The sequence below is a fragment of the Oceanobacillus senegalensis genome, assembly GCF_900176885.1.
Taxonomy (GTDB): domain Bacteria; phylum Bacillota; class Bacilli; order Bacillales; family Amphibacillaceae; genus Oceanobacillus; species Oceanobacillus senegalensis.
On sequence record NZ_LT839648.1, the window covers coordinates 1,324,816 to 1,338,409 of the forward strand.

Genomic DNA, 13,594 nt, shown 5'->3' on the forward strand with positions numbered 1-13,594 from the left:
ATGTTTTCTTACTTTAATAAGTGATTTGAGGAGGATACTAGTATGCGATTTGAACGTTTGTCTGATGATCAATTTACGATATTCTTACCATTTGATGATTTAGTGGAACGAGGGTTTACTACGAAGGACATATGGGATGATGCATCAAGTGTCCGTAATTTATTTAGTGATATGATGTATGAGGCTAGTTCTGAGTTGGGTTTCGAGTTGGGTGGAATGCTATTAGTACAGGTTCATCTAATGCAGGCACAAGGGATGCATGTAATCGTTACCCAAACTTCTGAAGATATAAGTTGGGATGAGGAGTTTGTAGAAATGAAGGTTACATTGGATGAAAGCCAAGAACTAATCTTTTCATTTGCAGACTTTGAACATATTATTGAAGTATCCTCTTATTTATCATCTATCAATATAAATGGTGGTCAAGTTTATAGCTTTGAAGACCGATATTATATGTTATTTACAGAAGAACATATTCAGGAACAAATAAGAGAAGATGTAATCGCGATATTATCTGAATATGCATCACCAAGTATTCTTACTTCCCATCGTATATTAGAATATGGTAAAACGATTTACTCAGAAAATGCCGTTAAACAAATAATCGATGTTTTTTATTAGCAACGAAGAGATTGTGGTATAGCTAACAGAGGAGTGCGTATTATGAAAATTGCTGTTTTTTATGGAGGAATATCTAAGGAAAGGGAAGTTTCTCTTTCATCGGGAAAAGGTATTATAAATGCTCTGACAAAAAAAGGTCATGAAGTAGTAGGAATTGACTTTCAACCAAACCAAATGAATGAAATATTAAAATTAGATGTTGATTTAGTATTTATCGGGTTGCATGGTAAGTTTGGTGAAGATGGAAGAGTTCAAGGATTATTAGACATGTTAGAAATTCCTTATGTCGGGTCGGGAGTTTTGGCATCCGCATTAGCCATGGATAAAGCTAAAGCGAAACAAATTTTTGAAATGAATAATATTCCTGTAGCAAAAAGTAAAACCTATAGGATGTTAGAAAAATGGAATGTTAAACAAATGGTTGCATCTATCAAGGAGGTTTTCAAACCTCCATTTGTAATTAAACCAAATCAAGAGGGGTCGACACTAGGGTTATCAATAATAAAAGAGATTGATGATATTGAAGAGGCGGTATCAAAAGCTTTAGAAAGTGATGATACGATTTTAGTTGAGGATTACATTCAAGGTAGAGAACTCACTGTTCCTGTATTAGGGAAACCAGGAAGTGAGAGGGCACTGCCAATTATCGAAATCATTCCTAAAAACCCTATTTATGATTATGAATCTAAGTATGCTCCAGGTGGAAGTGAACATATTGTGCCAGCGAAACTTAATGAGAAATTAACGAAAAAAATACAGGAATATGCTGTTTTAGCTCATCAGGTATTGGGATGCGAAACTTATTCGAGAGTAGATTTCATTCTTTCTGAAGATAATACACCTATAATATTAGAAGTGAATACATTACCAGGATTGACACCAACAAGTCTTTATCCGGATTCTGCAAAAGCAATCGGAATATCCTATGAAGATATGGTGCAGAAGTTTATTGATTTATCTGTTAATTGAATCGTTTTAAGAGGTTAGTTTCTTTTATTGCATAATTTAATTGAAAGTGTATACTAATCATTGAACAGAAAGTTTTAAAACATTTATGCATATTGTAGGAGGTAAATTCATGGTAGCCGATCAAGCCGCAGATTCTAGCAATATAAATCAAGAAAATATGGATGTTTTAGTGTCAACACGAACTGTCATTAAAGCTGCATTGGAGAAGTTAGGTTACCCAGAAGAAGTTTATGATTTATTAAAAGATCCGATGAGAATGATGACTGTTAGAATACCGGTAAGAATGGATGATGGATCCACCAAAGTATTTACTGGTTATCGTGCCCAGCATAATGATGCGGTTGGACCTACAAAAGGTGGAATACGCTTTCATCCAAAGGTAACCGAAAATGAAATTAAAGCGTTATCTATTTGGATGAGTTTGAAAGCAGGCATTGTTGATTTGCCTTATGGTGGAGCGAAGGGTGGTATTGTATGCGATCCTAGAGACATGTCTTTTCGAGAACTAGAGGGGTTAAGTCGTGGATATGTACGTGCTATTAGTCAAATTGTAGGTCCAACAAAAGATATTCCAGCACCGGATGTATTTACAAATTCCCAAATAATGGCTTGGATGATGGATGAATATAGTCGAATGGATGAATTTAATAATCCAGGGTTCATTACAGGAAAACCAATCGTTTTAGGTGGCTCACATGGTAGAGAAACTGCTACTGCAAAAGGAGTTACTATTGTACTTAATGAGGCCGCAAAGAAAAAAGGAATTGATATAAAAGATGCTAGAGTTATTGTACAAGGCTTTGGTAACGCAGGTAGTTATCTATCTAAGTTCTTACACGATTCGGGTGCGAAGGTTGTAGGAATTTCAGATGCTTATGGAGCCTTGTATGATCCAGAAGGTCTTGATATTGATTATTTATTAGACAGAAGAGATAGCTTTGGAACTGTTACGAAATTATTCAATAATACTATTTCTAATAAAGAGCTTTTAGAAGAAGACTGTGATATATTAGTTCCTGCAGCTGTAGAAAACCAAATTACGAAAGAAAATGCACATAGAATTAAAGCCAGTATTGTTGTGGAAGCTGCAAACGGACCGACAACAATGGAAGGTACAAAGATTTTGAGCGATAGAGGGGTTCTATTGGTTCCAGATGTATTAGCTTCTGCAGGTGGGGTTACGGTATCTTATTTTGAATGGGTACAAAATAATCAGGGTTATTATTGGTCAGAAGAAGAAATTGATCAGAAATTGAACCAAATTATGATTAAATCCTTTAATTCAATTTACAATACCGCCGAAACTAGACGAATAGATATGCGACTTGCTGCTTACATGGTTGGAGTAAGGAAAATGGCAGAGGCTTCACGTTTCCGTGGTTGGGTCTGATTGGACTATCCTTATCACCTGAAGATTATGCTTCTATCTAAACAAAAAATAAGACGAAAAAACTCTTATCGTATATAATAAGGTAGGAGTTTTTTTGTGTTGATAAGAAGAACTAACTTAAACTTAAATAGGAATAGTGTCGCGTACTTATAAAATGTGCATATACGCTTAAAATTTTTTGTTTAGATAACATATCTCTTATATATAAAGAAGAAGGAAGTGATTTTTTGCAACATGAGAAAATTATCATAATTGGTGGAGGGCCATGTGGAATGTCTTCTGCGATTGAACTACAGGAATATGGTTTTGATCCACTAATTATTGAAAAAGAAAATCTAGTCAATACCATTTATAATTTTCCAACCCACCAAACTTTTTTCAGTTCTAGTGATAAATTGGAGATTGGACAAGTACCTTTTATTACTGAAAACAAAAAGCCTGTTAGAAATCAGGCGTTAGCTTATTATCGTGAAGTTGCTACTAGAAAAAATCTCCGGATGAATACTTTTGAAAAAGTCCATCATGTGCGTGCTTTGGAAAATGGAGGGTTTCTGGTTCAGTCAGTAAATAAAGATAACAAAGAAGTATCATATTCTGCGGATAAAGTAGTGATTGCTACTGGTTATTATGATCAGCCTAATTATATGAATATCCCAGGAGAGAATTTAAAAAAAGTAATGCACTACTTTAAGGAAGCGCATCCTTTTTATAACAAAGATATCGTGGTTATCGGCGGGAAAAACTCAGCTGTTGACGCCACTTTAGAACTCCATAAAGCAGGAGCAAGAGTAACTGTTTTATATCGTGGAGAAACGTATTCGAAAAGCGTTAAGCCATGGATTTTACCAGAGTTAGATTCGTTGGTCCGCAAAGGTTTAGTTAATATGGTTTTTCGTTCTAGTGTAACAAATATAACAGAAAATACTGTTTCCTATGAAGTTGATGGTGAAACGTATACGATTTCAAATGATTTTGTATTTGCGATGACGGGTTATCGTCCAAATGTATCCCTTCTTAAAGAAATTGGTGTTCACGTAGACCCTAATAATGGTATACCTTCATTTAACGAAGATACTTATGAAACAAATATCCCAGGCATATATATTGCGGGAGTAGTAGCGAGTGGCTTTAATAACAATCAGATATTTATTGAAAATGGTCGTTTTCATGGGAAAGCCATTGCAGAATCAATTCGTAAAGAGATGCAATAAAAATAGTAGGATATCCTGCTATTTTTTTGCTTAAGAACTATAGTATAAAATCGTAGTAGCAAGATATGTCTTTCGCTACGGAGGGCCGACGCCGTTTTCTAAGGTCCCTATCCGTAGCGGAATTCAACATGTGCCAACATTAAGCTGAGTTACTGCGCAGCATATGGATTTAGTAACTAAGCGACAATATTATTATGTTATAAACATTTTTTTGATTAATTCTACATCTTTTGACATTTCTAATGCTATGATTAATTTAATTCTAGCCTTGGGTCCAGTAAGTCCATCCGCAAATATAATACCTAGCTCATTTAGCTGTTTTCCACCTCCGTCATATCCATAGGCTGGCTGGACATTTCCTTTAAAGCACCTGGATACTAGAACAACAGGTATTCTGTCTTGAATTATTTCTTTTAATGCTTGCACTGTATCTTTAGGTAAATTTCCTTGGCCAAGTGCCTCTATGACGATTCCACGTGGGTTTGATTTATGAACGGCTTTAAATAATTGTTCATTCATGCCACTATAGGCTTTTAAAAGTATCACATCGTCATTGGACATGTTATTTATTTTAAAAGTTGTATGGGATAAGCGCGTCCGATGAAAAATAATTTTTTCTTTTGTAAGTATACCAATTGGCCCAAATTGTGGACTTTGAAATGTAGCAACATTACTCGTTGAAGTTTTTGTAACATTTTCTGCCAAATGAATTTCATCATTCATGACAACAAGTACTCCTTTTTCTCTTGCCTCACCCTCTGATGCTACTCTTATGGAAGAGAGTAAATTATGCAACGCGTCAGACCCAATTTCATTCGAAGATCTCATAGCACCGGTTAGAATGACAGGTTTATTCGTTTTTAGAACTAGGTCAAGGAAATAGGCCGTTTCTTCTAATGTATCCGTTCCGTGTGTTACTATAAATCCATCATAGCTAGGAATTAATTTTTCGATTTCATTAGCCAATTTCAACATATGTTGAGGTGTGATTTGCGGGGAAGGTAAATCGAATAATACTTGTTCATCGATGATTAAACTATCAGTGAAATGCTTTGAAATATTTGATAATGGGTGTTCCTTAACAGGTCTTATTTCTCCTGTTTCTTTATTTTCAAGCATGGATATGGTTCCACCAGTATGTATAATTAAGATTTTTTTCAAAATCATCCCTCACTATCATTAAATGTATTTTCAATATTTCTACCCCATGATACGATTATAATATTGTATGGGAAAGAGGTAAATAATTATGATTGCTGTATTATCTGCAGGGTTAGCGCCAGCTTTTGCACTTATGTCTTATATATATTTGAAAGATCGTGTAACAGAGCCCCTTTCCTTAATTATAAGGAGCTTTATTTTAGGTGCGTTATTAGTTTTTCCAATAATGTTTATCCAATATGCATTAGCGAGTGAAGAGATAACGGTTAATCGGTTTATAGAAGCATTCATTTTTGTTGCATTACTAGAAGAATTTATTAAGTGGTTTATTTTTATGTTTTCCATTTACCATCATTCCGAGTTTGATGACCATTACGATGGAATTGTATATGCGGTGTCTATTAGCTTAGGCTTCGCATCTTTAGAAAATATACTTTATTTATTAACAAATGGATTAGAATACGCTTTTCTTCGAGCCTTTTTTCCTGTTTCATCTCATGCTCTGTTCGGAGTGATTATGGGATATTATTTTGGCAGAGCAAAAATGACAAGTCATCATACAAATAGTAATCGTTTATTTGCATTACTCATTCCATTTTTACTGCACGGATTATATAATTATATACTAGCAATAGTGGCCAATAATTGGATATACTACTTGTTCCCGTTTATGATTTTTCTATGGTATTTTGCTTTACATAGGATGAAAGCAGCTAAACATTCCTCCAGAATTTAATATAAAATTAAATTTTTTTAAAACCCTCTGTATGGAATTCCATACAGAGGGTTTTGTTATGAGGAAATATTTGAAGTAATTTTATCGCTGGTTAAGGGTTAGTAATACCTCCACTTTAAAAATAGAGGCTTATTCATTGTATGTATGCATAAAAAGGATATTTAATCAAAAAATAGATATCACAATACTAAGAGTATCAGGAGGAAAAATGATGATCTTTAAGCGAACATATTTGATGTTTATAATTTTTTGTTCTATGTTCATTGTTTTAGAAACTAGTCATCCAACACACGAGGTTCATGCATTCAGTAATCAGGTTATTCAACAGGGTGCAACTGGTGAAGATGTAATTGAATTGCAGGCTAGATTGCAATATATCGGATTCTATAATGGAGAGATTGATGGGGTTTTTGGTTGGGGAACATATTGGGCACTACGTAATTTCCAATATGAATTCGGAATAGATATAGATGGTTTAGCTGGTCAAAAAACGAAAGATAAATTAGTGGAAGTGACAAAATATGATAAGGGGTTTGTAAAGGAGCAAATTTCTAAAGGCAATAAATTTACTCATTATGGTGGGGTAGATAAGAAAAAGCAATCAGCACCACAACCAAAAAAACAGCCTAGTGGGAATAAAGGACAAGCTCAAAAACAAGAAGCTGATAAAGAACAACAGGACAACGGGCAGGCTCAGCAACAAAATGGTGAAACAGAAGGAGATGCTGAAGCAGAAGGACCAAGCGCTACAGCAGTAAATGTTCCACAAGGTTTTTCACAAAATGACATTCAATTAATGGCTAATGCCGTATATGGTGAGGCTAGAGGGGAGCCGTATGAAGGTCAGGTTGCCGTTGCAGCAGTGATCCTTAATAGGGTAGAAAGTCCATCATTTCCTAATACGGTTTCAGGGGTTATTTTTGAGCCAAGGGCTTTTACTGCGGTTGCAGATGGCCAAATTTGGCTTACACCAAATGAAAAAGCAAAGCAAGCTGTATTAGATGCTATCAATGGTTGGGATCCTACTGGTAACGCAATCTATTATTTCAATCCAGACACAGCTACATCTAGTTGGATATGGTCAAGACCACAAATTAAGCGTATTGGTAAACATATATTCTGTAAATAGGAAGGTGAATTAGAAATGGTTAGGTGGATAATAATAGCAGCTCTTAGCCTTGGAATTGCTGGAACAGCCTTTTGGGGCTATCAGGAACATCAAGAAAAAAATGCAATCCTTATACAAGCTGAAAATACGTATCAAGGTGCTTTCCATGAACTTGCCTACCATATGGATTTATTACATGATGAGATAGGTACAGCTTTAGCAATGAACTCAGATAAAAGCTTATCACCACAAATGGTGGAAATTTGGCGCTTAACTTCAGAAGCATCTTCCAATGTTGGTCAGCTACCTTTGGGGTTATTACCATTTAATAAAACGGAAGAATTTCTTTCTCAAATAGGTGACTTTACGTACCGCACAGCAGTAAGGAATCTAGATGATGAACCATTAAGCAAAGAGGAGACCGAAACATTACAAAACTTATATGAACAATCTGCAGAAATTGAACATGAATTAAGGAAAGTTCAACACCTTGCACTAGAAAATAACTTACGTTGGATGGATGTGCAATTAGCACTCGCAGATGAAGATCAACAAGTTGATAATACAATAATTGATGGATTAAAAACAGTTGAAAAATCGGTTGAAGGATTTTCAGAGTCAAATGTTGACTCCCCTATTATAGGAACCTCTTCAAAGGAACATAAGTATCTATTCTTAAGTGATAAAAAAGAAATATCTGAGTCTGAAGCAAGAAAAATTAGTCAGAAACTATTTAACTTAGAAGACGGTTCCAATATTAAAATAACAGAGAGTGGTGATGGGGCCGACTTACCAATGTATAGTGCATCTTATACGGATGGAGATTTTCATGCGTATATGGATTTATCCAAACAGGGTGGACACCCTATTTCTCTGTTGGTAAATAGGCCTATCGGGGAAAAGCAGATTAGTTTAAATGAAGGCATGGAAAAAGCAAAGCAATATATTGAAAAATTAGGGTATGAGGATATGGTGTTATTCCAAAGTAGTGAATACGGTAAAACAGGAGCCTACTCTTTCCTTCATAGTGAAGACGGTGTTCGTGTATACTCCGATGCACTAGAGGTAAAAGTAGCACTAGATAATGGCGAAATATTGGGTATAACAGCACGTAACTATTTAATGAATCATAAGGAAAGAGATATACCTGAACCAAAATTATCTGCATCAGAAGCAAAAGAAGTTGTGAATTCAAAAGTTGATATTAAAGAAGAATTTTTATCTATTATTGATAACGATTTAGGAGAAGAAGTATTAACTTATGAATTTTTAGGAGTTTATGGTGATGATACGTATCGAATATTCATTAATGCAATGGATGGTAAAGAAGAGAAAATCGATAAATTAGGTGGAAGTGAAGTTAATTATGCTATTAATTAGGGAAAGGGTTTAAGACCCTTTCCCTTTCTCTATATTTCTGTAATAATAGAAGTTGTTCAAATAATTCGGTGAAATTGACACAGTAATTTTTGCTGGTTTACTTGTAAAAAACGAACCTTTAAAAAATAATCGTAGTGCAAGTGCTAAATTTATAAAATATAATATAATAGACCTGTGTTAGTGATACTATATCTGGAAAAAGATAAGATGTCGTGAATACAACGGAGGGAGTTTGTAAGAATTGATGGATCTATTGATATTGCTATCCACAGTTTAATTCAAGAGTTTAAACCATTTACAACGGTTATTCATAATATTAGCGGTGGTGGACTACCTGTAATTGTTCCATCGTTTGAAGGGTTAACTATTGGGGATTATGGTTTTACCTATTAATTCCACTTTATACCATCATGTAAAAGCAAATTCTGAGATTGTTTTTCTTAAATCGCTTAAAATAATATTCAAACAGCTTCCTTAAAGTTTACAGATATAACGGATAAAGATAAGTAAAGTATAAGACGTTTCTGCATTATTAAACAACGTAAAGTCAGCAAGAACTGCAATAGGCTTAATACATTAGACCTTTAAATTCTATGTATGTTATTATTTAAATTAGATATGTTAAGGTATAAATAGCATATTCTATTATAATTTTTATAACTATGATTTGTTTTGATGAGAGGAATGAAGAGCATACATGAAAGATAAGAAAATAGCCATTGCTATTGATGGTCCCGCAGCTGCCGGGAAAAGTACCGTTGCGAAAATCGTTGCGGAAAAGCTTTCATATATTTACATCGATACAGGTGCCATGTACCGTGCACTAACTTTAAAGGCATTGAATCAAGCGGTAGAATTAAATGATGAAAAGAAAATATATGAATTATTATTACATACTAAAATCGAACTTAGTCAAGAGAATAAAAAGCAAATTGTACGATTAGATGGTGTTGATGTTACAGATGAAATTCGTACACAATTAGTTACCAATAATGTTTCTTATATAGCTAAACTACCAAGTGTCCGAAAAGAAATGGTTAAACGTCAACAGGAGCTAGCCAAAAGCCTTGGTGTTGTTATGGATGGAAGAGATATCGGAACGCATGTACTCCCAGATGCTGAAGTTAAAATATTTTTAATAGCTAGTGTTGAGGAACGTGCAAAGAGAAGATATGAGGAAAACATGTCTAGAGGTATTCACTCTGATTTAGGTGTTTTAAAGGAAGAAATAAAGAAAAGGGATGATATTGATTCAAAAAGAGAAGTATCTCCATTAATTAAGGCAGAGGATGCAATTGAAGTAAATACCACTTCTTTATCTATTGATGAGGTTGTGCAACAAATATTACATGCTGTTACAAATTACATAAAGCATAATGCTGAATAAAGAGGAGTTAGAAGATGCTTTATAAAGTTGCAAAGTCGCTTGTGTCTGTGATTTTATTCCCATTGTACCGTATTAAGGTAATTGGTAAAGATAACATCCCTAAAAATGGGCCAGTTCTTATTTGTTCTAATCATATTTCAAATTTTGATCCACCAGTTGTTGGTATTACTTCCCCAAGAGATATTTACTTTATGGCTAAAGGGGAATTATTTGAGAAACCTTTTTTGGGAAGATTATTAAAAGGAATTCATGCCTTCCCAGTAAAACGTGGTCTAGCCGATCGTAATGCTCTGAGGATGGGACTTCAAATTTTAAAAGAAGGAAATACATTAGGACTATTCCCTGAGGGGACAAGAAGTAAAACAGGAGAAATAGGTAACGCCTTAGCGGGCGCAGGTTTTTTTGCGCTTCGTTCAAAGGCAGATATAGTCCCATGCGCTATCGTGGGACCCTACAAGAAATTTCAACGTCTTACAGTTATATACGGTAAGCCCATTAACATTCAGGAATATCGTTCAAAAAAAGCTTCTGCACAAGAAGTAGCTGATTTAATTATGGATGAAATTAAAAAATTGAAGGAAAATTATCAGAATCAAACAACTTTACTTGACAAATAATTGTAATTATTAGAAGTTATAAAAAGAATAGGTTTTTTATTTATTTGTCATTGTAACTTAGGAGGCTATGGATATGAGTGAAGAGAGTAAAGAACTAAAAGAATTAAAGGTTGATGATACAGTTACAGGTACTGTTGTAAAATTAGAAGAAAAGCAAGTATTGGTCGATGTTGGGTATAAAACAGAAGGAATTCTGCCAATAAGTGAGCTATCTAATTTACATGTTGAATCAACGAAAGATGTAGTGAATGAAGGGGACGTATTAACACTAAAAGTAAAAAAAGTGGAAGACGATGAAGTGATTCTATCGAAAAGAGCAATTGACGCAGAAAAAGCTTGGGATGAATTAGAAGAGAAATATAATAATAACGAAGTATTTGAAACAGTGGTTAAAGAAGTTGTAAAAGGTGGGCTTGTTGTTGATGTAGGATTACGTGGTTTTATTCCGGCTTCCCTAGTAGAAACATACTATGTTGAGGATTTCTCCGATTACAAAGGGAAAACATTAACAGTTAAAATTGCTGACTTGGACAAAGAGCAAAATCGTATTATTTTATCCCACCGTGCTGTCATTGAGGAAGAATTAAACGAAAAGAAAAATGAAGTACTTCAATCTATTGAGCCTGGACAGGTATTAGAAGGGACGGTTCAACGACTAACCAATTTTGGAGCATTTGTTGATATTGGCGGTATAGATGGATTAGTTCATATCTCACAATTATCTCATGAACATGTTGAAAAAGCTTCTGATGTTGTATCAGAAGGTGATAAAATTAAAGTAGAAGTATTATCTGTTGATCGTGATAGTGAACGTATTTCATTATCTCACAAAAATACATTACCAGGACCATGGACAAATATAGATGAGCGCATTTCTAGCGGTGACATATTAGATGGTACGGTGAAACGTTTAGTTAACTTTGGCGCATTCGTAGAGGTATTACCAGGTGTTGAGGGACTGGTACATATTTCCCAAATTGCAAATCGCCATATCGGTACACCTCAAGAAGTATTAGAAGTAGGGCAAACAGTTAAAGTAAAAGTACTAGATGTCAATGAGAATGAGGAACGTATTTCACTAAGCATTAAGGAGCTTGAACAAGAACAAGAAGTAAAAGAAATCAAGCAATATGAGAAGGATGAAGATCAATCAGGATTCCATTTAGGTGATTTAATTGGTGATAAATTAGACAAGTATAAATAATATTAGAGGGTCTTTCTTGTATGGGAAAGGCCCCTTTTTTTATATATTTTTTAATGACAAACACAACATTGTATAGATTAAATAAAATCCTGTCATAATGCTTAATAGACAGGAGGCGTATGTTTTGGAGGAGGGTATGTTATTTTTTTGGTTTAGTTGGATATTTTGGATTCTTGTTACCTTTTTTATGAATAGAGGAAAATTACGCACTTATTTAGCTTATTGGATACTGCTGTCCATTATTGTTTCTCCTTTTTATGTAGTAATTGGTCAGTATTTCGTTCACCTTACTGTTATTATTCTTTTATTAGGAACAATGGTACTTATCGCGAAGCAGCCTCGTATACCATACTATTTATTTGCTTCCTTTACAGTCACCATCGGTTATACAGCTTTATTATTATGGGAGAAAATTTCTCCTATTTGGCTAATTATACCTAGAACTTTATTAATTGCAGTTATTATTGGATGTTTAGTAAGTATACTTTCTAGTTACTTTCATAGCCGGATTAGTATCTGTTTATTTGGTTTTTTAAGTGGTGAGATAATTTATAGTCTTATCTTGTATAGTTATGGGTTCCAAGAAGAAATTGGAGAAATGCAGTTTTTAGATACATTGCTTAGCACACTTTTATTATTGACGATTATAGACATACTATATAAAGGGAAAACGAAGCTGTCTAGATACGTAGCAAAATTACAAACAAAATTTGAGGTGGCAAAATGAATGAATATATTTATCCAATTATTTTTGGAGTAGCTATTGGTACCATTTCTCGAATATTGATGCTCAGAACTGATTACAGGCAGTATCCAACCTATTTACATGGTAAGACCATTCATGTTTCCCTAGGATTTATTGCTGCATCTTTGGGAGCCTTGATTGTTCCAGCAATAATGGAGGAACAGTATACGGCAGTAACCATACTCACAGTTGCAGCTACTCAATTTAGAGAGGTTCGAAACATGGAACGAAATACCTTAAAGGAAGTGGATGGCTTTGAACTTGTTTCACGAGGAAAGACGTATATTGAAGGGATTGCTTTGTCCTTTGAAAGTAGAAACTATTTAGTAATTGTAACGGCTTTTATTGTAACACTTGTATACATACTTAGTAATTTTATTTTTGCTGTAATAGCGGGAATTATTTCTTTTATTTTATCTAAGAGGTTGATGAGTGGCTCTACATTGAAGGATATAGTGGAAATTGAAAATCAAGAAGTCCATTTTGATGGCGCAGGTTTATATGTCGATAATATTTACATCATGAATATAGGACTGCCTGAAAGACAAGAGGAAATTCGTAAATATGGAATGGGGTTTGTTTTAACCCCTAAAGATATGAATACAATCACTACAATCGCCAATTTAGGCCAAAGACAAGCAATATTACATGATTTATCCGTTGCTTTAGGGGTATTTCGAGATTCAGGTACACCAGCATTAACCCCCTTAATTAAGCGAGATTTAGATGATGGTCGATTAGGTGTTTTCATATTACCTCAAGTAAGAGACGTTAATAAAGCGAAAGAAATATTAGGTGCTGTGCCAGTACTGGAGAGTGCGATTAGAATGCCTTCTGAATCAACAAAGCATAACAAGGAGGTGCACAACAAGTGAAAATTGAAAAGGCGATATTAGCCGTAATTACACTGAACCAATCTAAAGTAGATGGTGGTGCACCTATTTTTATCTGCGAAACAAAAGAGGAGTTAGAGTCAGTGGCAGCAAATTTAGAGGCAATCACTGACGGAATTGCCCATGCATTAAGTGAAGAATTGTTCATTATTGTAAAGCATTAAATATTAAC

14 protein-coding genes are annotated in these 13,594 nt (G+C 34.4%); 13 read left to right on the plus strand and 1 reads right to left on the minus strand.

Annotated features, from left to right (window positions below; genetic code table 11):
• The first annotated feature begins 42 nt into the window (after positions 1 to 42).
• From CAO17_RS06350 to CAO17_RS06365, 4 genes are all read left to right on the plus strand, one after another.
• The gene (locus CAO17_RS06350; protein WP_085992008.1) at positions 43 to 621 is read left to right on the plus strand and encodes a genetic competence negative regulator; all 579 of its coding nucleotides are present in this window, start codon (positions 43 to 45) and stop codon (positions 619 to 621) included.
• A gap of 42 nt (positions 622 to 663) precedes the next feature.
• Positions 664 to 1,590: a D-alanine--D-alanine ligase family protein gene (locus CAO17_RS06355; protein ID WP_085992009.1), complete on the plus strand. Its 927-nt coding sequence runs from the start codon at positions 664 to 666 to the stop codon at positions 1,588 to 1,590.
• Positions 1,591 to 1,699: 109 nt separating this feature from the next.
• On the plus strand, positions 1,700 to 2,980 hold the full coding sequence (locus CAO17_RS06360) for a Glu/Leu/Phe/Val family dehydrogenase (RefSeq protein WP_085992010.1): 1,281 nt from the start codon (positions 1,700 to 1,702) through the stop codon (positions 2,978 to 2,980).
• A 227-nt stretch (positions 2,981 to 3,207) separates the two neighbouring features.
• Complete coding sequence (locus tag CAO17_RS06365; protein ID WP_085992011.1) at positions 3,208 to 4,191, plus strand: YpdA family putative bacillithiol disulfide reductase; 984 nt, start codon at positions 3,208 to 3,210, stop codon at positions 4,189 to 4,191.
• Positions 4,192 to 4,383: 192 nt separating this feature from the next.
• Here CAO17_RS06365 and CAO17_RS06370 read toward each other — a convergent pair whose 3' ends face one another.
• Positions 4,384 to 5,352, minus strand: a complete 969-nt coding sequence (locus CAO17_RS06370; protein WP_179151896.1) for an asparaginase — start codon at positions 5,350 to 5,352, stop codon at positions 4,384 to 4,386.
• An 88-nt stretch (positions 5,353 to 5,440) separates the two neighbouring features.
• On the opposite strand from CAO17_RS06370, the gene prsW reads away from it, so the two are divergent.
• The 9 genes from prsW (at position 5,441) to CAO17_RS06415 (ending at position 13,586) form a co-directional block, all read left to right on the plus strand.
• A complete protein-coding gene (gene prsW, locus CAO17_RS06375; RefSeq protein ID WP_085992013.1) occupies positions 5,441 to 6,088 on the plus strand; it encodes a glutamic-type intramembrane protease PrsW in 648 nt (215 codons plus the stop codon).
• A 211-nt stretch (positions 6,089 to 6,299) separates the two neighbouring features.
• Positions 6,300 to 7,217, plus strand: coding sequence for a spore cortex-lytic enzyme (sleB, locus tag CAO17_RS06380; RefSeq protein WP_085992014.1), 918 nt, complete (start codon positions 6,300 to 6,302; stop codon positions 7,215 to 7,217).
• A gap of 15 nt (positions 7,218 to 7,232) precedes the next feature.
• Complete coding sequence (gene ypeB, locus CAO17_RS06385; RefSeq protein ID WP_085992015.1) at positions 7,233 to 8,576, plus strand: germination protein YpeB; 1,344 nt, start codon at positions 7,233 to 7,235, stop codon at positions 8,574 to 8,576.
• Between the two features lie 697 nt (positions 8,577 to 9,273).
• Positions 9,274 to 9,963: a (d)CMP kinase gene (gene cmk / locus CAO17_RS06390; protein ID WP_085992016.1), complete on the plus strand. Its 690-nt coding sequence runs from the start codon at positions 9,274 to 9,276 to the stop codon at positions 9,961 to 9,963.
• A 14-nt stretch (positions 9,964 to 9,977) separates the two neighbouring features.
• Positions 9,978 to 10,580, plus strand: coding sequence for a lysophospholipid acyltransferase family protein (locus tag CAO17_RS06395; protein ID WP_085992017.1), 603 nt, complete (start codon positions 9,978 to 9,980; stop codon positions 10,578 to 10,580).
• Between the two features lie 73 nt (positions 10,581 to 10,653).
• Positions 10,654 to 11,784 (plus strand): 30S ribosomal protein S1, encoded by a 1,131-nt coding sequence (gene rpsA / locus CAO17_RS06400; RefSeq protein ID WP_085992018.1) that lies wholly within the window; start codon positions 10,654 to 10,656, stop codon positions 11,782 to 11,784.
• A gap of 124 nt (positions 11,785 to 11,908) precedes the next feature.
• A complete protein-coding gene (locus tag CAO17_RS06405) occupies positions 11,909 to 12,511 on the plus strand; it encodes a YphA family membrane protein (protein WP_085992019.1) in 603 nt (200 codons plus the stop codon).
• Positions 12,508 to 13,404 (plus strand): YIEGIA family protein, encoded by an 897-nt coding sequence (locus CAO17_RS06410; protein WP_085992020.1) that lies wholly within the window; start codon positions 12,508 to 12,510, stop codon positions 13,402 to 13,404. Before CAO17_RS06405 ends, CAO17_RS06410 begins: the two co-directional genes overlap by 4 nt.
• A complete protein-coding gene (locus tag CAO17_RS06415) occupies positions 13,401 to 13,586 on the plus strand; it encodes a capping complex subunit for YIEGIA (protein ID WP_085992021.1) in 186 nt (61 codons plus the stop codon). Before CAO17_RS06410 ends, CAO17_RS06415 begins: the two co-directional genes overlap by 4 nt.
• The last annotated feature ends 8 nt before the right edge of the window (positions 13,587 to 13,594 follow it).